At 66.3% G+C, this 21,228-nt stretch carries 13 protein-coding genes and 2 pseudogenes; 8 read left to right on the forward strand and 7 right to left on the reverse strand.

The window, feature by feature from the left end; translation table 11 throughout:
* Positions 1-61 precede the first annotated feature (61 nt).
* The 3 genes from CWT10_RS13725 to CWT10_RS13735 all read left to right on the forward strand — a co-directional run bounded on the left by CWT10_RS13725 (position 62) and on the right by CWT10_RS13735 (position 6,212).
* Positions 62-2,317: a hypothetical protein gene (locus CWT10_RS13725; protein ID WP_103063952.1), complete on the forward strand. Its 2,256-nt coding sequence runs from the start codon at positions 62-64 to the stop codon at positions 2,315-2,317.
* A 64-nt stretch (positions 2,318-2,381) separates the two neighbouring features.
* Positions 2,382-3,605 (forward strand): glycoside hydrolase family 1 protein, encoded by a 1,224-nt coding sequence (locus tag CWT10_RS13730; RefSeq protein WP_103063953.1) that lies wholly within the window; start codon positions 2,382-2,384, stop codon positions 3,603-3,605.
* Positions 3,606-3,662: 57 nt separating this feature from the next.
* The gene (locus tag CWT10_RS13735) at positions 3,663-6,212 is read left to right on the forward strand and encodes a glycoside hydrolase family 2 TIM barrel-domain containing protein (RefSeq protein ID WP_103063954.1); all 2,550 of its coding nucleotides are present in this window, start codon (positions 3,663-3,665) and stop codon (positions 6,210-6,212) included.
* Between the two features lie 55 nt (positions 6,213-6,267).
* Here CWT10_RS13735 and CWT10_RS13740 read toward each other — a convergent pair whose 3' ends face one another.
* The gene (locus CWT10_RS13740; RefSeq protein ID WP_103063955.1) at positions 6,268-7,827 is read right to left on the reverse strand and encodes a DUF1593 domain-containing protein; all 1,560 of its coding nucleotides are present in this window, start codon (positions 7,825-7,827) and stop codon (positions 6,268-6,270) included.
* Positions 7,828-8,848: 1,021 nt separating this feature from the next.
* Here CWT10_RS13740 and CWT10_RS13745 point away from each other — a divergent pair.
* On the forward strand, positions 8,849-11,254 hold the full coding sequence (locus CWT10_RS13745) for a prolyl oligopeptidase family serine peptidase (protein WP_233188298.1): 2,406 nt from the start codon (positions 8,849-8,851) through the stop codon (positions 11,252-11,254).
* 62 nt (positions 11,255-11,316) lie between these two features.
* On the opposite strand, the pseudogene CWT10_RS13750 reads toward CWT10_RS13745, so the two are convergent.
* The 4 genes and pseudogenes from CWT10_RS13750 to CWT10_RS18065 form a co-directional block, all read right to left on the reverse strand.
* Positions 11,317-11,946: pseudogene (locus tag CWT10_RS13750) on the reverse strand (transposase family protein); the annotation flags it as partial.
* Positions 11,947-12,234: 288 nt separating this feature from the next.
* Entirely contained in the window at positions 12,235-12,621 is a 387-nt protein-coding gene (locus CWT10_RS13755; protein WP_128683507.1) for a hypothetical protein, read from the reverse strand.
* Between the two features lie 777 nt (positions 12,622-13,398).
* Positions 13,399-13,704 carry a transposase gene (locus CWT10_RS18060; protein ID WP_128683672.1) on the reverse strand — a complete coding sequence of 102 codons (306 nt, stop codon included), beginning with the start codon at positions 13,702-13,704 and terminating at the stop codon, positions 13,399-13,401.
* A 5-nt stretch (positions 13,705-13,709) separates the two neighbouring features.
* The gene (locus CWT10_RS18065) at positions 13,710-13,880 is read right to left on the reverse strand and encodes a transposase (protein WP_128683509.1); all 171 of its coding nucleotides are present in this window, start codon (positions 13,878-13,880) and stop codon (positions 13,710-13,712) included.
* Between the two features lie 119 nt (positions 13,881-13,999).
* Between CWT10_RS18065 and CWT10_RS13770 the strand changes: the two are divergent.
* From CWT10_RS13770 to CWT10_RS13785, 4 genes and pseudogenes are all read left to right on the forward strand, one after another.
* A pseudogene (locus CWT10_RS13770) lies at positions 14,000-14,317 on the forward strand (IS110 family transposase); the annotation flags it as partial.
* 156 nt (positions 14,318-14,473) lie between these two features.
* The gene (locus CWT10_RS17515) at positions 14,474-14,821 is read left to right on the forward strand and encodes a hypothetical protein (RefSeq protein WP_128683201.1); all 348 of its coding nucleotides are present in this window, start codon (positions 14,474-14,476) and stop codon (positions 14,819-14,821) included.
* The gene (locus CWT10_RS13780; RefSeq protein ID WP_128683167.1) at positions 14,821-15,909 is read left to right on the forward strand and encodes an integrase core domain-containing protein; all 1,089 of its coding nucleotides are present in this window, start codon (positions 14,821-14,823) and stop codon (positions 15,907-15,909) included. The genes CWT10_RS17515 and CWT10_RS13780 overlap by 1 nt, the downstream gene beginning before the upstream one ends.
* A gap of 447 nt (positions 15,910-16,356) precedes the next feature.
* Positions 16,357-16,863, forward strand: a complete 507-nt coding sequence (locus tag CWT10_RS13785) for a hypothetical protein (RefSeq protein ID WP_128683511.1) — start codon at positions 16,357-16,359, stop codon at positions 16,861-16,863.
* Positions 16,864-16,902: 39 nt separating this feature from the next.
* Here the strand turns inward: CWT10_RS13785 and CWT10_RS13790 are convergent, their stop codons facing one another.
* Together CWT10_RS13790 and CWT10_RS13795 are read right to left on the reverse strand one after the other, a co-directional pair.
* Positions 16,903-17,658 (reverse strand): hypothetical protein, encoded by a 756-nt coding sequence (locus tag CWT10_RS13790; protein ID WP_103062140.1) that lies wholly within the window; start codon positions 17,656-17,658, stop codon positions 16,903-16,905.
* 1,987 nt (positions 17,659-19,645) lie between these two features.
* Positions 19,646-21,154, reverse strand: coding sequence for a C2 family cysteine protease (locus CWT10_RS13795; RefSeq protein WP_158247592.1), 1,509 nt, complete (start codon positions 21,152-21,154; stop codon positions 19,646-19,648).
* Positions 21,155-21,228: the final 74 nt, after the last annotated feature.

The following is a 21,228-nucleotide window of genomic DNA, read 5'->3' on the forward strand; positions in this document are numbered from 1 at the left end:
TCGCCCACACCGCCACCCAGATCGAGACCATACAACCCACAGGACAGGACCCGGATCAAAGATGATCGACCGCCAAGCCCTGGTATCCCGCCACGATATCCACCTGCACGCCGACTCCCCCGAACTTGTGCTCACGCTGGGCAACGGCGACTTCGCCTTCAGCGCCGACGCCACCGGCCTGCAGACCTTCACCTCCCGCCATGACCCTTCCGGCCTGGACCCACACACGCCCGCATCCCTGAGCGCCAGGATCCTCGAGGGCACTACCCAGTCCACCTGGGGCTGGCACGAGCAGCCCAACCCCTCCGGTCACGCCCTTACCGACGCCATGACCGCCTACAGCACCGCCCGCGGCCCGGTGCGCTACCCGGACCGTCCCTCCCTGCAGCGGATGATGGAGATCGCCTCCGGGAAGGTAACGCCCGAGCCGCCGGACCTGGCCGGCATGTGGCTCTGTTCCAACCCGCACCGGCTGGACCTGGGACGCCTGGGGCTGGCCGCGCCCGACCCCTTAGACGGCTCCCCCGGCAACTCCACCGACAACGCCGCCGACGGCACACGGTCGTCGGGAACGGGAACCGCCATAACCGAGCTGGAGCACGACGCTCTGACGGGACTGACTGCGCACCTGGACCTGTGGCGCGGGCACCTAAGTTCCACCTTCCGCTTTCGGGACGCCCCCGTGCAGGTGACCACCGCGGTCGCGGGCCAGGGCGCGATCCTCGGCACCCGGGTGTCCTCCCCGCTGCTGGCCGAAGGCGATCTCGTCCTGCGTCTGACGTTTCCGGATCCGAATCCGGGCTTCTCCCCGGCGGCCCTGTGGGGGCAGGAGCCCGAAGGCGAAGTGGTCCTGTGCGAGGCCGGGCAGTGGGGCGCCGTCGTCGAGCGCCGTATCGACACCACCGCCTACCGAATCACGCTCACCTGGGACGCCCCTGCCACAGCGGCCCTGACCGACGCCCGCACCCTGGTACTCGCCCCCGCGCCCGGGACTGCGGCGCTCGGCGTCGTCGCCGCCTTCGAGCCCACCTCCGGCCCGGGCAGTGAGTTGTATGCGGCACCCGTCACCCCGCCCGACGACGTCGACGCCGTTCTCGCCTCCTCCGCCGCCTTCTGGGAGGAGTATTGGCGCTCCGGCGCCGCCGTGGAGCTGGCCGGTTCCACGGACTCGCGTGCCGCCGAACTGGAACGCCGCATCGTACTGTCCCAGTACCTGCTGCGAACAAGTGGAGGCGGGGCCGCCCCACCGCAGGAGTCCGGCCTGGTGACCAACACCTGGCGCGGCAAATTCCACCTGGAGATGCACTGGTGGCATGCCGCGCACTTCGCCGCCTGGGGCCGCCCCGAACTCTTGGAGCGATCCTTCGACTGGTACCGGCGCGCATTGCCAGCGGCGCGGGCCACCGCCGCCACTCAGGGCTGCCGCGGCGCCCGCTGGCCCAAGGAGGTGGGACCGGATGCGCGCGAGGCTCCGGGCGATATTGGGCCCTTTCTTATCTGGCAGCAGCCCCATCTGCTGTATTTGGCCGAGTTGTGCTGGAACGCCTACGGCACCCGGCCCGAGGCGCAGGCAGCCGCCGGGCGCGCCCGTCTGCTGGGCGCCGTCGCCGAACTGCTTGATGAGACCGCCGAGTTTATGGCCTCCTTCCCCAACGTCAGCGGCGGAGTCGCCCACCTGGGCCCGCCGGTGATGCCCGCCCAGGAGTTCTACGACGCCGCCACCACCCGGGACCCCACCTTCGAACTCGCCTACTGGTGGTTCGGCCTGGAGATCGCCCAACGCTTCCGGCTCCGACGCGGCCTGGGGCGTGAACCGTCCTGGGACGCCGTCCAGGCGGCCCTGCCCGCCCCGGAGCGGGTGGGGGGACGCTACACCGCGGTGGCAGGTGAATCCGAGGTGCGCACCGACGACCACCCCTCATTCCTGCAGGCCCTCGGGTTCCTGCCGCCCACGCCGCTCATCGACGCGACCGCCATGTCGGCCACCTTGGACTGGGTTCGGCGCAGCTGGCAGTGGGACTCGGCCTGGGGCTGGGACTACCCGGTGATGGCGATGACGGCCACACGCCTGGGGCGCCCCGGGGATGCCGTGGATCTACTGCTACAGGAGGGTACGAAGAACCGCTACGACGCCGTGGGCAACAACCCGGGCATGGGTTCTATGATCCCCCTGTACCTGCCCGGGAACGGCGGTCTGCTCGCCGCCGTCGCCCTCATGGTCGGCGGATGGGAGGGTGCGCCGCAGCATCCCGGCTTCCCCGACGACGGCTCCTGGCGCATCCGTGCCGAGGGCTTCACACCCTGGCCCTCGGTATGAGGGCCGGCGCGCCAAGACTCAACTCCACCGCATTCATCCCGATTTCAATGACGAAAGGAAGATCATGACCATCCTGCGCGAAGACTTCATCTGGGGTGCCTCCACCGCCGCCCACCAGGTGGAGGGGGACAACGTCGCCTCCGACTTCTGGGCTGCGGAGCACTCCCCCGCCGGATTGCTGCCGGAGAAGTCCGGTTCCGCCTGCGACTCCTTCCACCGCTACCGCGAGGACATCCGCCTGGCCGCCGCGGGCGGACTGCGGGCCTACCGCTTCTCCATCGAGTGGGCGCGCATCGAGCCGGCCGACGGCGAGTTCTCCCGCGCCGCCCTGCTGCACTACCGGGACATGATCGACGCCTGCCACGAGTACGGTCTGGAGCCGATCATCACCCTGCACCACTTCACCTGCCCACTGTGGTTCACGCTCGGCGGCGGCATCCAGCGTACGGACGCCGCCGACCGCTTCGCCGCCTATGTGCGCTACGTGGCGGAAATCCTGCATGACGTGCACTGGATCATCACCATCAACGAGCCCAATATCCTGAACCTGATGAGCGGCCTGACCGCCGTGGTCGGCAAGTCCGCCGAGGAGCTGCGCGCGGCCGGTTTCGCCCCCACCGAGCAGATGGCCGCCCTGCCTGCCCCGTCCCTGGAGGTGGCACCGAAGCTGATCGCCATGCACGCCGCCGCCCGCACCGTGCTGCGCGAGGTCACCCCGCAGGCGCGGGTGGGCTGGGCGATCGCCGCCCAGGCCTTCACCCCCACCCCCGGCAATGAGGAGGTCTTCGAGCGGGTCTTCCACCAGTGGGAGGGCGTCTACCTGGACGCCACCGGCGAGGACGACTTCATCGGCGTGCAGGCCTACACCTCCCAGCCCGTGGAGGCCTCCGGCCCCGTCCCGCACCCCGACTCGCCCGACAACACGCTGACCGGCTGGGCCTACCGTCCCGACGCGCTGGGCCTCAACCTGCGCCGCTACTGGGAGCGCTACGGCAAGCCCCTGCTGGTCACGGAGAACGGCATCGCCACCGCCGACGACGCCCGCCGCATCGCCTACACCACCGAGGCGCTGCGCGGCCTGATCGCGGCCGTTGCCGACGGCGCGGATGTGCGCGGCTACTGCCACTGGTCGCTGCTGGACAACTACGAGTGGGGCCGCTGGGAGCCCACCTTCGGGCTGATCGCCGTGGACCGCCAGCGCGACTTCGCCCGCACACCCAAGCCCTCCCTGGCCTGGCTGGGGCGCATCGCCGCCGAGAACGCCGCCTCGCTGGAGCCCGGCGCCTGAACCCGTCGGCCTCGCGCCCACTCGCCCACCCCGTCCGCCTTTTCAAGGAGCCCCATCATGTCTCTCAGTCTCTTCGACGCCGGCTGGCAGTGGCGCCGCGAATCCGACGGCGATGCCACGTCCCGCCGGCCCGACGCCGCCCCCGACACCCCGGATGCCCCCGGCCCCTGGGTCGCCGTCGATCTGCCGCACGACGCCATGATCCATGAGCCCCGCAGCGCCGCCACGGCCACCACCTCCGGTGCCGGCTGGTTCCCCGGCGGCACCTACCGCTACCGCAAGTTACTGCACGTGCCCGAGGACCTGGGTGATGACCGCCTGTCTCTGGTCTTCGAGGGCGTGTACAAGAACTCCACGGTGCGCCTCAACGGTAGGCGCGTCGGCGGATGCCGCGGCGGCTACACCGAGTTCGAGGTCGACCTGGGGTCGCCGACCCCGGGCGCGCAGGCCGTCATCGAAGTCGTAGTGGACAATTCGCGGCAGCCGTCCACCCGCTGGTACTCCGGCTCCGGCATCTACCGGCACGTGTGGCTGCGGCGCACCGGCCCGGTCCGCCTGACCCGTGGCGGCACCTGGTTGCCGGAAGTCCACCTGGAGCACTCCCCCACCGGCACGAGCGCTACAGCCACCGCCCGCATAGAGATCGACAACCCCCACGCCGCCGCCGTCACCGTCACCGCAATCCTCACCGACGATTCCGGTGAGGCCGCCCGCGGTTCGGTGTCCACCAACGGCGGCGTCGTCGAGTTGCCGCTGCATGTGGCCGGGGCCCGCCCCTGGTCCGCTGAGGACCCGCACCTTTACGAGCTGACGGTCACCCTGGCCGAGACGAATGAGGCCGGTGACGACGTCGTACTCGATGCGGCCACCACTCGCACCGGCCTGCGCACCATCAGGGTCGACGCCGACCGCGGGCTGCTCATCAATGGCCGGCCGACGCTGCTGCGGGGCGCCTGCATCCACCACGACTCCGGCATTCTGGGGGCGGCGACCTTCGCCGACGCCGAGCGCCGGCGGGTGCGCATCCTCAAGGAGCAGGGCTTCAACGCCATCCGCTCCGCCCACAACCCCGCCTCACGCGACCTGCTGGCCGCCTGCGACGAGCTGGGGGTGTACGTGATGGACGAGCTGTGGGACATGTGGTTCCAGGCCAAGAATCCCCATGACGACGCCTCCCACTTCGAGCAGTCCTGGGCGGGCGACACCGAGGCGCTGGTGCGCAAGGACCGCCTGCACCCGTGCGTGATCATGTACTCGATCGGCAACGAGGTGGGCGAGTCCGCCACCCCGCGCGGCATCCGCACGGCCCGCAGCATCGTCTCCCGGCTGCACCGCCTGGATCCCACCCGGCCGACGACGGCGGGCATCAACCTCATGATCAACATGATGACCGCCCGGGGACGGGATCTGGTCGCGGACAACAACGCGGCCGGGCAGCACCGCAAGCAGCACCAGGACCGGGCGCGCGGCGAGTCCGGCGGCCCGAAGCGGCAGTCCGCCTTCGGCTCCACCGCCTACAACCTGCTGGTGTCCAAGATGGGCTGGCTGATGTCCCGGGCGGCGGCCACCCGCGCGGCCGACCGTGCCAGCGCGGGCGTGCTCGACGCCCTGGACGTTGCCGGCTACAACTACGCCGCCTCCCGCTACCGCAAGGACGCCGTCCTGCATCCGGGGCGGGTGATCGTGGGCAGCGAGACCATGCCGCATGAGATCGTACGCAACTGGCGCCTGGTGGAGGAGCTGGACCATGTGATCGGCGACTTCATGTGGACCGGCTGGGACTATCTGGGTGAGGTCGGCATCGGGCTGTGGACCTACGGCGAGGAACCCGGCGGATTCGACAAGCCCTACCCGTATGTGACGGCCGGCGTCGGCGCCATCGACATCACCGGACACCCGGACGGGTCGATGGCACTGGCACGCACCGTATGGACCCGGGCCAAGAACCCGCAGATCGCCGTGCGGCCCCCGGATAAGGCGGGCCGACGCGTGCACAAGGCGGCCTGGCGTGGAACCGACGCCGTGCCGTCGTGGGTGTGGCCCGAGGTTCCCGCCGGAACGCGGGCGCAGGTGGAGGTGTACTCCTACGCGCCGCAGGTGGAGCTGATAGTGGGCGACCGCTCCCTGGGCACGCGGCCGGCGGGCCTCGCCCACGGCTGCGTGGCCCGCTTCACCGTCCCCTACGGGACCGGTGACCTGACCGCAGTCGCCAGGGTCGGGGAACGCGAGGTCGGCCGCACCACACTGCCCGCCCAGCACGGCGCGCCGCGCCTGCGGGTGAGGGCCGACCGCCGTCGGCTCCACGCCGGCGGGCAGGACCTGGCCTTCCTGGAACTGGAGGCAGTGGATGAGCGCGGGAACCTCGCCATGGTCGGCGGCACGCCGGTGAGCGTAGAGGTTTCGGGCGCCGGAACACTGGCGGCCCTGGGCTCAGCCAACCCCCGACCCGCCTCCTCCTATAACGAGACCACCACCCCGCTGTACCGCGGCCGGGCCCTGGCGGTTGTGCGCGCAGGCGCCGAGCCGGGGATCGTGCAGGTCAGTGTCCGCGCCGGGCAGCTGGGTGAGCAGCACCTGACGCTCGCGGTCGAGCCGGCCGGGCGCTGAGCGCCGGGACGCCCGCGCCGTCGGCCGGGTTGGGGCGTCGAGGCGCGCACCGGTCTCAGGCGACCTCCAGCACCACGCGCTGGTAGCGGGTCAGCGGCGGGGTGCCGGTGTCGGTGCCCTCCACGATCAGGTGGATGGCCTGACCGGGGCGCGCCTGGGTGGGGACGGTGACCACGGCCGTGCCGGCGCCGTCGTCCTGGATACGCGGCGGCGTCGGGCACGGGTTAGGCCCGGCCTCCGGGTAGGCCCACCAGCGCAGCAGCACCAGGTCGCCGTCGGGATCGGTGGCCGTGGCGGTCAGGGTGACCACCTCACCGGGACGCACGCGCCGCACGAGTCCGCTGCCGCCGTCGGGGTGCTCGACGACGACGGCCGGCGGGTGGTTGGCGTCCTCATAACGGGGCGTGACGGACCAGGCCAGGCGGGCGGCGAACTCATGCTGCAGGGCCCGCCACCAGCGGGTCATGTGGTACTCGGGCGGGGCGGAGCCGTCGGCGGCGTGGTCAACCACCTGCTGGGGGTAGTCGGGCTGCGGCAGGCCGGGCAGGTCGAAGCGCATGTCGGAGGTGAGCGTGTCGGGCAGCTGCGGGTGGGGGACCTGACGGCCGCCCCAGCCGCCGAAGGTGGCGTCCTCCCAGGAGTGCAGGCCGCTCGGGATCAGCAGGGTGAAGTTGGAGGTGTCGCCCTCGGAGATGAAGGACCCCGCCTCCTGCACCGGGCACCACACCTGGTAGCCCTCCTCGCGCAGCTGCGCCTCGGTCTTGCCGACCTCGCCAAAGTAGTCCTCGGGGTCGAAGTCGGCGGCCATGCGCCGCCCGTCGCCCCACACCCGGTAGGCGGCCCCCAGGGGCCCGCGGGCGCTGACATTCTCACGCGTCCACTGCGGGCCGACAAGTTCCAGGTCGGCCGGTAGCAGCACGTCCCGGGTGGTGTATCCCCAGGCGCGGGTGGCGACCTCGCGGTGCTCCAGGCCCGGCCAGTGGGGGCGGATGTATTCACTCAGGGTGGAGTCCTGCTCCCCGAAGGAGGACAGCACCACCCGGTCCAGTACCCGCTGTTTGAGCACGGGCCAGTCCTCCCGGCCGCCGAGTTCCTCCTCAACGGTGCGCAGGGCGCGGGCGAAGGTGGAGATGCCGCCCCAGGCCTGGATGAACAGGGGGCGGGCGGCGTCCAGCAGGGCGCCGCCCTCGCCGGTGGCGCCGTCCGGGGTCAGCGCAATGTCTCGCAGCAGGTCGGCGATGAGGGTTGATCCGGGGGTGACCTCGTCCATCTCCCCTTCAGCGGTGATGTTGCCCAGGCACACCAGGGAGCGCAGGTGGGCGGCGGTGGGGAAGCGGGGGTCGTGCACGCGCAGGGTGTCCTCCACCTGGGCGTAGGCGTCGATGGCCTCGTCGATGTGGAGCCTGGTGCCGGGGGCGGGCCAGCGGTGGGGCGCGATACCGCGGGCGGGGTCGCCGGTGTAGTGGAACTTGCTGCCCGCGTACACCAGGCCGCACAGGTCGATCTCGGCGGCGTGGGTGAGCAGGCGGATCATGGAGTTCAGGTCGTCCAGCTCGGGGTCGGTGGTGACCACGACGCGGGGCCAGTCGGTCCGTGGGAAGGCTTCCTTGCGCATAGCCCCAGCGTGCCACATGCGGGCGGGCGTGGTGCGCGACGGCGTCTGAACGGCCGCGCCCGACCGTTGTCGGCACCGATATGCGTCTGTGCCCGCAGTTACACGGAACCCGCCTTCTCCGGCACCTCCTCTCGGATCACTCAATGTCCTTGGCCGAGAAGGTTAGGAGCCAGGAAGGAGGTGAGGGCCATGTCCAAGCCGAAAGGTGCCAAAGTCCGAAAGTTCGAGTTGTCGGCTTGGGCGTGGTGCTTAAGATCAAGGCGCTTCGCCGCCACCTCACCCTTATGCCAGGCACGCCCCGAGTCTGGACCGCACACCTCTGTTTGGACCCCATACGTCGGTTTGGACCCCATAAGTCTGTTTGGACCGCCCCAGTAGCACACTACGGCGGTCCAAACAGAGCGAAGCGGTCCAAACGGAGAGTGACGGTCCAAACGGAGAGTGACGGTCCAAACGGAGAGTGACGGTCCAAACGGAGAGTGACGGTCCAAACAGAGCAAAGCGGCCCAATTGGAGGCTAACGGGCCGAGCAGGGCACGCCACCGGCGGACACCCGCAACACCCCACACCACGCCGGTCAAAAACACCACGTTCACGCCGACAACCCGAAAGGTCGACATGCCAAAGTCCGCAAGGGCAGGGGAATGGCCCGGCAGGTGAGCGAGACAATTAACGACATCGCTCGTCTGGTCCGGGCCATTGGTGTCCTTGTGGATGCCCTCAGCAGGTGGCTCAACTGAACCGCCCGCATCGGGGAGTCATCCGGTTGCCTCCGAGTGGCTCCCCTCTGTTGTTAATGTGCCCGCTCGCGGGCTCGCCTAACAAGCAAACGACGAGACTCATCTCAGTTCGAAGACGCGGGTTAGCCCATGACGAGGCGGCCCGGCCCTCCAGAGCGCTGCCCGGCAGGGCGTCCTTAACAGTTGACCGGTGCCCTGGAGGTTCGCCCCGCGTCGTCGATGGCCCCACCCGGGCAGCGGGCAGGCTACGCCACCAGCCCGGAATGTGCTGCAATGGGCCGGTGGATCGCAACGACGCCCCGCCCCGTGCAGACGACTCCGCGCCGCCGGAGCCCACCGAGGCGCCCGAGCTGCCGCCGGTGCCCGCCTGGTTGGACGAGCCCACCGGCGAGCGCGCCCTGGCCTGGGCGGCAGCACGGACGGATGAGACGGTCTCCACCTTCACCGACGACGTCGACTACCTGCGCCTGACCCAGGACCTTCAGGAGATACTCGACTCCCCGGACCGCATTCCCGCCGTCACCGAGGCGGTCGGCATGGTCTACAACTTCTGGACCTCCCCGGAGCACCCGCGCGGAGTGTGGCGGCGCACGACCTGGGCGTCATACGCGGCCGGCGCACCCTCCCGCCCGCCGCGCCCCGACGACGCCTCCGCCACCGAGTGGGAGGTGCTGCTCGACCTGGACGCCGAGCGCCGTCGGCGCGGCCGCGACCTGGCCTGGGCGGGGGCGCAGGTGCTTGACACCGGCCCGCTGGCAGGGCGCCGCGCCCTGGTGAGCCTGTCCGACGGCGGGACGGACGCCACCACCACCCAGGAGTTCGACCTGGAGGAGCGGCGCTTCCTGGATGCGGCCGAGGGCGGGTTCAACAAGCCCCTGTCCAAGGGCACACTGACGTGGGGCGCCGGCGGAGACACCTGCCTGCTAGCCGCAGACTTCGGACCCGGGTCCCTGTCGCCGGCGGGCATGCCGCGCCAGGCGCTCCGCCTGCGCCGCGGGCAGGCACCCCGGGACGCCGAGGTGCTGATCACCGGCGCCGCGGACGCCGTCGTCACTCGGGCCAGCTGCGATGTTTGGGGCCGCACCTGGCTCATGAGCATGGACGGCATGGGTGACACCCGCGTGTGGTGGCTGCCCGACGACGCCGTCGTGCCCGTCGGCGAGGCGGAGGCGCGGCAGGCGCTCGCGGCCGGGGATGAGACGGTGCCAGCGGGTGCGATCCGGATCGAGGCACCGCCGTCGGCCTCCGTGGGGGTGGGACGCGACTGGGTGACGATCCAGCTGCGTGAACCCTGGGAGGTTTCCGGGGAACGCTATGAGGCGGGCATGCTGCTGGCCGCGCCATTGACGCAGTGGCTGCGCGGGGAGCGCGACGGGCTGGAGGTGCTGTTCGCCCCGACGCCGTCCTCCTTCATCTCCGCCGCCACCTGGACTGCGAATCACCTGGTGCTCACGGTGCTGGACGACGTCGCCGGCCGGCTGGAGGTGTGCACCCCGCCGTCGCGGTGGGAGTCGGAGGCGGGCGAGCACGCCGTCGAACGGGGGCAGTGGCGCCATCACTGGATCGATCTGACCGGCGCCGCCTACCGCTCGAGTGAAGCCGACGCGGCCGCGGCCAGCGATCCCACCGAGCTGCGGCCGGGCCGGCCCCTGTTGGAGGTCAGCACCCAGGCGGTGCGGCAGCGGGACACCGACTACCTGTTCATCTCTGCCTCGGGGTGGACCACCCCGCCCACGCTCGCACTCGCCCGCCTGACCGAGGCGGGCGAGGTGACCGGCATGTCGGTGCTGCGGCAGGCACCTGCCCGCTTCGACGCCCGCGGAGTGCGAGTCAGCCAGCATGTGGCGGTCAGCGCGGACGGTACTCGTGTGCCCTACTTCCAGATCGGACGGCCGTGCAGCGGCTCGAGCCGGGAAGGTCCCGTATCCGGCCCGACCCTGCTGTACGGCTATGGCGCCTTCGGCACCAGTCAGACCCCCTGCTACCAGCCACTGACCGGGAAGGCGTGGCTGGAACGGGGCGGCACCTACGTGGTGGCCTGCACCCGTGGCGGCGGCGAGTACGGTCCCGGCTGGCACCTGGCGGGCACCGGCCGGGGCCGGAGGCTGGTGGTGGAGGACTTCGCGGCGGTGGCGCGCTCCCTGATCGACCGCGGGGTGACCACCGCGAAGCAGCTGGTGGTGCACGGTTCCAGCGCGGGCGGGCTGCTTGCCGGTGAGCTGCTCACCTGCCACCCCGAGCTGATCGGCGGGGCAATCGCGGAGGCGCCACTGCTGGACCTGGAGCGGTACACACGTCTGCTGACCGGCGCCATGTGGCGCTCTGAGTTCGGGAACCCGGAGGATCCCGACGAATGGGAGACCATGCGGTCCCTGTCGCCCTTCCACTCCCTGGTGCCGGGCCGGGAGTATCCGCCGCTGCTGTTGCTCACCTCCACCGCCGACGACCGCGTGCACCCGGCGCACGCCCGCACCATGGCCTACCGGATGCGCGAACTGGGGCTCACGGTCGGCTATGTGGAGCAGACCGAGGGCGGGCACGCCGACACGGCGGTATCCGCCCAGCGCGCCGCCACCAGCGCGCTCATCCACGCCTTCGCTTGGCAGGCGGCGGCTGGCCTCCGGCTGTCGCCCGCGGGCGCGATACATGGAGTTAAGGATCAGCCGAACTCGTGCGAGACGAAGTAATTATCGTACCGACTGGCGGAAGTGCGCATTGAGCCTTTCTCATCAGGGGAGGTTGTTGTTCTGAGGATGACTTGGGCGGTGGCGGTGATTTTGGTGATGGTGGATGGGTCGAGGGTGACTCGCTTGAGGGCCTTGTAGCCCTTGAGGAGGGCGTTGGCTGTTTCGGCGGGGGCTTGCAGGTGGGCTTTGACTTGGTTGTAGGAGCGTGTCCCGGTGTCGGGTTTGGAGCCCTTGATGGGCACCTTGATGCCGATGCCTGCGCCTACGTAGCCTTTGTCCGCCAGTGTGGGCGTCCCGTCGGCGGCTACAGGGTACAGGGCTGGCAGCACATGGGTACGGGCGGCCTTGATGTCGTGGACCGAGCCGGGTTCGACTGGTGAGGTCCACACCGGATAGCCGGTTGAGTCGGTAAGCACTTGGATGTTCCCGCGTGAGGCGCCTTGTGCTTGCCGGAGTATCACAGGTGGTATCCGGTGTCGGGGTCACGCTCGGCGACCCGGTCGGTGCGGATCAAGGTGCCGTCCACGTCGGCTGCGTGGATCAGCCAGCGCAGCAGCATGACAGCCTGTACCCGGCTGGTGGCGGCCCGCCGCCAGGGACGCACATCATGACGGCGGTGGTGGGCGGCGATCCACCGGGACACAGTCCGGGCAGTAGCCACGGGGACGCCCATGGGTGGCACGATAGGACACCCGCGCGGGAGCCTCTTTCCGGGCTTGGTTATTCTTTGTCGAAACACATGCTGCCGGAGCCCCCCCGCGTGCACCCACCAACGACACACCCACCTTCCCGCACCACCCCAACGATCCCAACCCCCGCCCTCAACCCCCGCCCTCAACCCCGGTGAGAAAGGCTCGATAGACCTCAAAATGACCTAGAGGATGGGTATATACGAATCCCCAGGGCGGACTATGAGAAATACTTCGACAAAACAACGATAGAGGACGACGGAGAGTAGTCGCGGCGTGCGAAGTAGTAGTTCAGAAACGCGGGCAGTCTCCGTCCTGGGGGCGACATGCTTTGACTCCGTCTTCAAATTCAAGCACGAAATGGATCGCGCTTCCGCCGCCATCCTTTCCCTCGATGCCTGGCAGCCATGAGAACTTGTTCGGATCAATAAGTGGTCCTGGGTCTACCCCAACGAGTGTCATGCGCCCCAAGCCTTCCACGTTAACCGATTCTCCGAGTCGTAGCTCGTAAATGTGTTCTTTGCGTTCCAAATCCGTCCAGCGCAGGCCTGCGATCCATTCGTGATTTTCGGAACGTATTCCAGCCGGTGCGATTGCCCCGGCAGTTGTGAATTTTCGTGACAGGGAGGACCCAACTGTCATGTGCTCGTCCTTCTCGAGTCCATCAGGAATGGGCACCCAGCGTTCCGTGGGTCTGGTCCACCAGATCCATCCACCTGACAGCGCGGCGGCGGTCAGTACCAGTATCGCCGTCATGCTTACAAGAAGGCGTTTCTTGGACTTGGAGATCGTGAGCCTTCTCCCCATCGAGGACCTCCGGCTAATAGGGTTACGCTAAATCTTACGATGCGATGATAGCACGTCTGTTGCCTTCTGCGACGTCTGTCTTTCTGGCGGCATATGCGCAAAGACTGCTACGGCCGTCGCTGACAGATTCCCTTTCGAGCGGCGAGGGCTGCAGGGTTGAGGGTACGACTTTGCCCCGGACAAGGAGCGGGGCAGTGAGCCGGACGAAGAAGGTCAATACCGCATCGTCGGCAGAAAGTTATCGGAGGCCAGACACGCGGGTGGCTCATGCCTGCACGGTAGTCGCTATCGGTAGCACTGTACAACCCTTGGGGGTGCAACGACACTGCTGATGGATACGATCAGCCCTCCAGAGGTTCAAGAGGATGGGCATATGCGAATTCCCAGGGCGGACTATGAGAAACGCGGCTCTTCGTGTTTAGGGGTGTAGTAGTTGGTTGCGGGAGTCGCCGGCGTGGATGAGGCTGCGGATGGTGGTTGTTGGTTAGATTCCTGTAGCCCAGGGCGATGCCGTGTAGGTGTTCCGGGCGGGGTGTTGACTGCTTGGGTGGGTCTGTTGGATGTGCCGCGGTGATCGGTAGTGGGCCAGGATGTCGTCGCGCCGCTCGGTTGAGGGTCTTGCCCAAAGACTTCAGCTCTTCGAGGGCGTCAGGCACGCCGGTGGTGAGGGTCTGCATCACCTTGTCCATCCGGGTCTTGCCTTCGGAAGGGGGTCTTGGCGCGGTAGGCGGACATAATCTTCTGGTACACCGCCCAGGTGGTCTGTTCCGGTGTGTTGTGGGGGTCGGCGAACAGTTGCTCGAGACGCTCCCAGCCCTTGTCGTTCACTAGCCCCGCCCCGGTGCGTAGCAGGCGCCTGGCCTTGGTGCAGGGGATCGTCCTTACGCACCCCGGCCGCCCGGTGGTCTCGCGCTGGGTGCGGCGACGGCACTGGTCCAGCTTGTCTGGGGCCAGTGCTACTACGCGGGTAGGGGTCCATCACCTCCGTCGCGCCGGGTAGGGCCTGGGTGGCGGCGGTCCTGGGAACCGGTGAAACCGTCCATAGCGACCACCTCGATCCGGCTGCGCCAGGCCTCGGGCTGATCCTGGAGCCACTGCTTGAAAACCTGCTTGGACCGGCCCGGGGCCATGCCCCAGCAGACGGGAGGGGCCCGTCCCGTCGCGCACCGGGGTCAGGTCAATAATCACCGTCACGTACCGGTCGCCCTTGCGGGTATGCCGCCAGCCGTGCTCGTCAGGGGCAAGCCCCGACGCGGCCGCGCTGAGCATGCTGACCGGTTTTGACCTGGACCTGGCCCGCCAGGACCAGCCAGACCGAGGGACCGGATCCGGGGCCTTTACACCCAGACCCCGCCCAGCCCTGGAGACTGTGCTGGGCAAGTGGCTCGAACACGACCCAATACTGGAGGTGATCGCCGCCTGGCCCACCCCAGCCCACCTGCGCAAGGCCGGCCGGGCGCGGATTGACGCCAAGCTCAAATCCAAGGGCGCCAAGCGCCATGCCGCCTGGGCGCAGGCCATCACCGACGCTCTGGGCAAGCAGACCGTGGTCGTGGCCGGTACCGAGGGGCAAGCCCCATGTTCCTATTAGCCTTCGCCTCCCTCAGATCCGACCCGGCCTCACGGGCCTACTACTGATTTGCTTCAGCGTTCGTGTCCGGTTTTGGGCTGAGGATCAGACCGCATGGGTAGGGTCTTCGTGACACCTTGAGGAGGGTGCGCGATGAGCAGTGATGCTGACACGACGAGGGGTTCTGGGCGTCGGGCCAAGGTGTTCTTGTCGCCTTCGCAGAAGTATGAGATCTACGTAAGGCTGATGCGAGAGGAGGTCACGGTGGGGGCGGCTGCGACCGAGGCCGGAGTGGACCGCTCCACGATCGTGAGGCTGCGGCAGGTCGCCAGGCAAGGCGCCTTGGACGCGTTGTCGGCTTCGCGTCCGGGTTCGTCTGGCAAGTCGGCTCGTGATGTCGAGCTTGAGCAGGCCAGGGCCGAGATCGACCGCTTGACCCGTACGGTGACGGAGCAGGCGGTGAAGTTGGTGGTGCTGGAGAAAAAAGGGGGCTCGGTCTGATGCCCGGTGCCCCGGTCCCCGCCCGGGTGGATGCGCCCGTCAAACAGGGGCTTTTGGAGCTGGTGGACTACGCCACCGGTCAGGGCTGGACCGTGGCTAAGGCCTGTGAGGTCCTGGGACTGGCCGAGCGACGCTACCGGCGCTGGAAACGGCGCCAGAACGGGGTAGGACTGGCCGACGCCCGGCCTGGCGCCGCTGTCAATGCCCTGATGCCGTGCGAGATCGAGGCGATTGTGGACGCCTTCGAGACTTTCGGTGAGAAGGACTTCTCTCACCGTCGCCTGGCTCACCGAGGCTCCTACAACGGGTTGTTCTGGGCGTCGGCCTCCACCGTCCGCAGGGTCCTGAATGACCACGAGCTTCGGTTCAGGCATCCCGCCCGGCCAGCGCGCTCCAAGCGTCGTCCGTTCCCCGACTGGGCGACGTACAAGCCCAACTCGATCTGGATCTACGACTCCACTCACTTCACCGCCTGCGGCATGACTGTGCTGATCATCGAGGATCTGGTCTCACGCAAGTGGATCACCCATGTGGTCTCCAGCGAGGAGACCCACCACCAGGTCCGCCTCGCCTTCGAGCAGGCCCTGGACGCCGAAGGCCTGCTCGAGGCCGCCCTGGAACGAGCCCAGGCCCTGAAGCGCCGGCTGACGCTTGACGGAGACGATGAACTGACCCCGATCCTGTTGGCGGTGTCCGACAACGGCTCCCAGATGATTGCTGCCAACACCCGCAGGTTCATGGCCATGGTCGCCATCGCCCAGCACTTCGGACGGCCGGCGACTCCGACCGACCAGGCCTGGATCGAGTCCCTCAACGGAACACTCAAGGCCGAGTGGCCTCACCTGCTGGCAATCACCGATCCCGCTGTCCTGAGGGCCGAACTCGACTCTGTGCGCACCGAGTACAACAGCCAGCGCTTGCACTCCGGAATCGGCTACGTCACACCCCTGGACGAGCACACCGGGCGCGGGCCGGCCATCCGCAAGGCCCGCCAGGAAGGCCTGAAACGGGCCGCTCAGCAGCGCCTTGCCTACAACCGCAAACAACGAGACAATCAAACCAACCAAGAAGACCACGATGATGTCTGATCCAACCGCCCCAAGCGGACATTAACGCTGAAACAGGTCACTACGACCGCAAACGCGCCCAGGGCAAACGCCTTGGGCCAGGCCGTACTCGCCCTCGCCCACCGCCGCATCCTCACCCCATATACGCCACCGGTCCGCCACGGCTCCCTCTACGACCCCCAACCAGCACACGACCTACCCGCCGCCGCATGACAAACCACATACGGGCACCCCCACGATGCGGTAGTCACCCCCTTCATCCGGCTCGCTGCCCGCCTAACGTCCGGGCAGTGAACCGCGACTCCAACCCTATAGCCCCTCGGTTCGGTATTCGCATGGGTTCTGTCAGCGGAAGGGGCGGGCAGCCTTTGCCCAGATATCACAAGAAAGGCGGTAGCCCAGAAGGAAACAGACGTGATATCATAGCACCGTAAGATTTGGCGTAACCCTATTAGCCGGAGGTCCTCGATGGGGAGAAGGCTCACGATCTCCAAGTCCAAGAAGCGCGTTCTAATAGGCATCGCGGCGACACTGGCGATCGCCGCCGCGCTGACAGGCGGATGGATCTGGTGGACCAGACCCGCGCTGCGCTCGGCACCCTTGCCAGATGAGTCCCAGTCGGATCAGGTGAGGGCACAGGGGGGTTCGACTCCAGATATACTGACGACTGTAGGCGCGATTTCTTCGGCTGGGCTACGTTCTGAGGATCATGAGTGGGTTGCGCGCCTGCGCTGGACGGATTTGGAGAGTTTAGAGCACATCTACGAACTGCGACTTGGGGAACCGGTAGATATCGAGGGTCTAGGGGTTGTAACCTTAGTTGGCGTTGATCCGGCTCCGCTTATTGATCCGAACAAGTTTTCTTGGCTTCCAGGCATTGAAGAGAAAGTTGGTGGCGGCGAATGGATTTACTTCGTGGTCCAATTTAAAGACGGCGTGAGATACTGTGGCCGCGCCGAAGACTACTGTCCGTAAGCTACGTCTAGCCCCGCGAGGACAGTTCGATGATTTCCATCAGTCACCCTCCTCTATAGTCGTTTTACCGAAGAACTTCTCATAGTCTGCACGGGAGATTCGTATGTAACCATCCTTGAGGTCCCCGGATGGCGTGGAATAGTCTCCGGCGGTGTGGTTACGACCCCAAGGGTTGTACAAAGTCACGGTTTCGTCATCGATGGCGACGACGGTGTAGGCGTGTGCGGACGCACGCCCTTGCCCCCTATAGTCTCCGCCGACGATTCGGTATTGGCCTTCCTCGTCCGGCTCTGCGCCCGGCACGACGTCCGGCCGCCAGGCCCGCTTCCCCTCGCCGACGGTTACGCCCTCGTCTTCGCCTTCGGAGCGGATGACGCCACCGTCATTCGCGTCCGCCATGGCGGTAACATGATCGCCGTCGTCGAAGTTGCCGCTTCCAGTGCTGGCGACCACAGACTTTCCAGCCTCAACGGCCTGCTCAATAGTCCGCCACTCGTCATCGGTATACTCGTGTTGCTGCTGTGGAAGCACACCCCACTTCCATCCGGTGGTGTCTACGACTCGCGAGTCATTGCCGGAGATGTGCTTAATCACCTCACTAGGTTGACCGGAGTACCTGATCGCGTCGTCCCCGAAGTGCTTGCCGTAGGTGCGCTCGTCCACCGCGATGAGGTCGGTTTTTCCGTTCCCGTAGGTGTAGACGTCGGTGACTTCGACCTCCACCTTCTTACCATCATCGTATCGCGTAACGATGAACGCCTGCTTGGACTCATCCCACCGCACGTTCTCACGCAAAACCTGCTCGCCCTCGTCGGTCCATCACCTGCACTCCCTCGGCATTCGCATGGGTTCTGCCAGCGGAAGGCGTGAGCAGCCTTTGCCCAGATATCGCAAGAAAGGCGGTAGCGCAGAAGGAAACAGACGTGATATCATCGCACCGTAAGATTTAGCGTAACCCTATTAGCCGGAGGTCCTTGATGGGGAGAAGGCTCACGATCTCCAAGTCCAAGAAACGCCTTCTTGTAAGCATGACGGCGATACTGGTACTGACCGCCGCCGCGCTGTCAGTTGGATGGATCTGGTGGACCAGACCCGCATTGGGATTCGTACCCTGGCCAGAAGGAACTGAGCCAGACCAAGTCATGGTACAAGGAGGCTCATTGCCTTCGATATACACCACCGCAGGGATGATAACCCCAGCTGGGATGCGTTCGGAGCGACATGAATGGATCGCAGGCCTGCGCTGGACGGATTTGGAACACAAAGAACACATTTACGAGCTACGACTTGGAGAATCGGCTAACGTGGAAGGCTTGGGACGCATGACACTCGTTGGGGTAGACCCAGGACCACTTATTGATCCGAACAAGTTCTCGTGGCTGCCTGGCGTAAAACAGAAAATCGGTGGCGGGAGCAGGACCTACTTCGTTCTTGAATTTGAAGACGGAGTCAGAGAATGCATTCCCTGGGAAGAGGCCGATTGCCTCCACTAGTAAACCGTTGGCAACGATCATCTGCGCAACAGTTAGTCTTCCTCGTCCTTCTCTATGGTCGTGACGTCGAAGTACTTCTCATAGTCTGCACGGGAGATTCGTATGTATCCATCTCCCAGGATTCCAGGTGGTGCAGAATAGTCTTCCACAGTATGGTTTGTCCCCCAGGGATTGAGCCGTTCTTGTCAGGGTTGAGGGCGGGGGGGTTAGGGATCGTTGGGGTGGTGCGGGAAGGTGGGTGTGTCGTTGGTGGGTGCACGCGGAGCCTTCCGGCAGCATGTGTTTCGACAAAGAATAACCAAGCCCGGAAAGAGGCCCCCGCGCGGGTGTCCTATCGTGCCACCCACGGGCGTACCCGTGGCTACTGCCCGGACCGTGTCCCGGTGGATCGCCGCCCACCGCCGCATCCTCACCCCATGTACGCCACCGGTCCGCCACGCCTCCCTCTACGACCCCGAACCAGCACACGACCTACCCGCAGCCGCATGACAAACCACATACGGGCACCCCCACGATGCGGTAGTCACCCCCTTCATCCGGCTCGCTGCCCGCCTAACGTCCGGGCAGTGAACCGCGACTCCAACCCTATAGCCCCTCGGTTCGGTATTCGCATGGGTTCTGTCAGCGGAAGGGGCGGGCAGCCTTTGCCCAGATATCACAAGAAAGGCGGTAGCCCAGAAGGAAACAGACGTGATATCATAGCACCGTAAGATTTGGCGTAACCCTATTAGCCGGAGGTCCTCGATGGGGAGAAGGCTCACGATCTCCAAGTCCAAGAAGCGCGTTCTAATAGGCATCGCGGCGACACTGGCGATCGCCGCCGCACTGACAGGCGGATGGATCTGGTGGACCAGACCCGCGCTGAGATCCGTACCTTTACCAGAAGGGACCGAGCAAGATCAATACATGGTTGTTGGCCCGTCACTGCCAAGCTTGCACACTAGCGCCGGTACGGTCAGGTCGGCTGGGCTACGTTCTGAGGATCACGAGTGGGTGGCTCGTTTGAGGTGGACGGATTTGGAGCGCATTCAGCATGTTTACGAGCTGCGGCTCGGGGAGTCGGTTTACGCGGAAGGTCTGGGGCGCATGATGCTAGTACGGGTCGACCCTGCTCCGCTTATTGATACAAATAAATTATATTGGCTGCCTGGCGTAAAACAGAAAGTCGGTGGCGGGAGCAGGATACACTTCGTTCTTGAATTTGAAGACGGAGTCAGAGAATGCATTCCCTGGGAAGAGGCCGATTGCGTCCACTAGTAAACCGTTGGCAACGATCATCTGCGCAACAGCTAGTCTTCCTCGTCCTCGTCCTTCTCTATGGTCGTGACGTCAAAGTACTTCTCATAGTCAGCGCGGGAGATTCGTATGTATCCATCTCGCAGGTCTCCAGGTGGTGCAGAATAGTCTTCCACAGTGTGGTTTGTTCCCCAGGGATTGTATAGCGTGACGGTCTCGTCGTCGATGGCTACGACGGTGTATGCATGAGCGGATCGTTCTCCTTGGCCATCATAGTCTCCGCCGACGATTCGGTATTGGCCTTCCTCGTCCGGCTCTGCGCCCGGCACGACGTCCGGCCGCCAGGCCCGCTTCCCCTCGCCGACGGTTACGCCCTCGTCTTCGTCTTCGGAGCGGATGACGCCATCGTCATTCGTGTCAGCCAGGGCGGTAACCTGATCGCCGTCGTCGAAGTTGCCGCCTCCGGTGGTCGCAATAACAGGCTTCTCGTCCTCCACTGCCTCCTCGATCGCATTCCACTCCTCGTTCGTGTACCCGTGCTGCTGCTGAGGAAACAGGTTCCACGTCCACCCGATAGTCCTTACCGTCTCAGAATCGTTACCTGAGATCGCAGAAATAACATCGTCCGGGTGCCCGCCGTCCCTGACTGCTTCATCCCCGAAGTGCTTGCCGTAGGCGCGCTCATACACCGCGATGAGGTCGGTATTTCCGTTCCCGTAGGTGTAGACGTCGGTGACTTCGACCTCCACCTTCTCACCGTCATCGTAGAGCGCAACGATGAATGCCTGCTTGGACTCATCCCACCGCACGTTCTCACGCAAAACCTGCTTGCCCTCGTCGGTCCATGAATAGGCCTGAAGCGTAGCCATTAGATAGCAGTCACCTAGCTCGCCTTGGCTGACATCGTCCCATTCCTCGCCGCCATCCAACTGCTGCTTAATCCGCTCGATCTCGGCATAGGTCAGCTTAGCCTTGTCTTTGGTCTTATCATCATCGTCATCGGTTTTGCCCTTACCACCCTGAGCCAGCGGCCCGGCGCCCTTAACCGGTACGCCTGCACCCAGCCCCAGGCTTAAGGCCGCCGCGCTGCGTATGGCGGCGAGGTTGACCTCTGCGAGTATGCCCGCCCACGCCTGGGCGACCGCGGGCACAACCGCTGCGGCCACGATACCGGCCGCCGGGGTACCCAGCGCGGCCAGCACCGTCCGGCCGGCGAACTCCCGCAACTCATCCGCCGCCGCGATCGCAGAATCAAGGACCTGCGCGTAAGCCTCCAGAGGCACCGCACCCGCCTCTAGCCGCTCGGCGTCTTGCTCCAACGTCCGAGTCAGCTCCCGGGCACCACGCCTGAAAGCATCCGCCGCAGCCCCCTGGAAGGACGGCGTGGCCCCACGGGCGTAATCAACCAGATCCGCCGCATCCCATAACCCGCGTGCGGTGGTCTTCCAATCCTCCGCAACCGCACGAACAGCCGCCGGATCACCGGGCACCTGCCCAACCAGCATGCCGCCAACGCCCATCGCAGCCGCAGTTGAGACTCCGCCGTCCAGCGAGGAGGACATAGACAAAGGATGCATAGAGGAACTCTTTCTCAAGAGAAGGGAAATGCGAACGGACAGGACGTGCACCACCGGTG

It is taken from the genome of Actinomyces qiguomingii (assembly GCF_004102025.1).
Taxonomy (GTDB): Bacteria; Actinomycetota; Actinomycetes; order Actinomycetales; family Actinomycetaceae; genus Actinomyces; species Actinomyces qiguomingii.

What these genes read in the sequence shown, in the direction of transcription:
- CWT10_RS13725 (WP_103063952.1), top strand. Translation starts at nt 62, where the DNA reads ATGATCGACCGCCAAGCCCTGGTATCCCGCCACGATATCCACCTGCAC.
- CWT10_RS13735 (WP_103063954.1), top strand. Translation starts at nt 3,663, where the DNA reads ATGTCTCTCAGTCTCTTCGACGCCGGCTGGCAGTGGCGCCGCGAATCC.
- CWT10_RS13795 (WP_158247592.1), bottom strand. Translation starts at nt 21,154, where the DNA reads ATGTCCTCCTCGCTGGACGGCGGAGTCTCAACTGCGGCTGCGATGGGC.
- CWT10_RS13740 (WP_103063955.1), bottom strand. Translation starts at nt 7,827, where the DNA reads ATGCGCAAGGAAGCCTTCCCACGGACCGACTGGCCCCGCGTCGTGGTC.
- CWT10_RS13785 (WP_128683511.1), top strand. Translation starts at nt 16,357, where the DNA reads ATGGGGAGAAGGCTCACGATCTCCAAGTCCAAGAAGCGCGTTCTAATA.
- CWT10_RS13780 (WP_128683167.1), top strand. Translation starts at nt 14,821, where the DNA reads ATGCCCGGTGCCCCGGTCCCCGCCCGGGTGGATGCGCCCGTCAAACAG.
- CWT10_RS13730 (WP_103063953.1), top strand. Translation starts at nt 2,382, where the DNA reads ATGACCATCCTGCGCGAAGACTTCATCTGGGGTGCCTCCACCGCCGCC.
- CWT10_RS17515 (WP_128683201.1), top strand. Translation starts at nt 14,474, where the DNA reads ATGAGCAGTGATGCTGACACGACGAGGGGTTCTGGGCGTCGGGCCAAG.
- CWT10_RS18065 (WP_128683509.1), bottom strand. Translation starts at nt 13,880, where the DNA reads ATGGCCCCGGGCCGGTCCAAGCAGGTTTTCAAGCAGTGGCTCCAGGAT.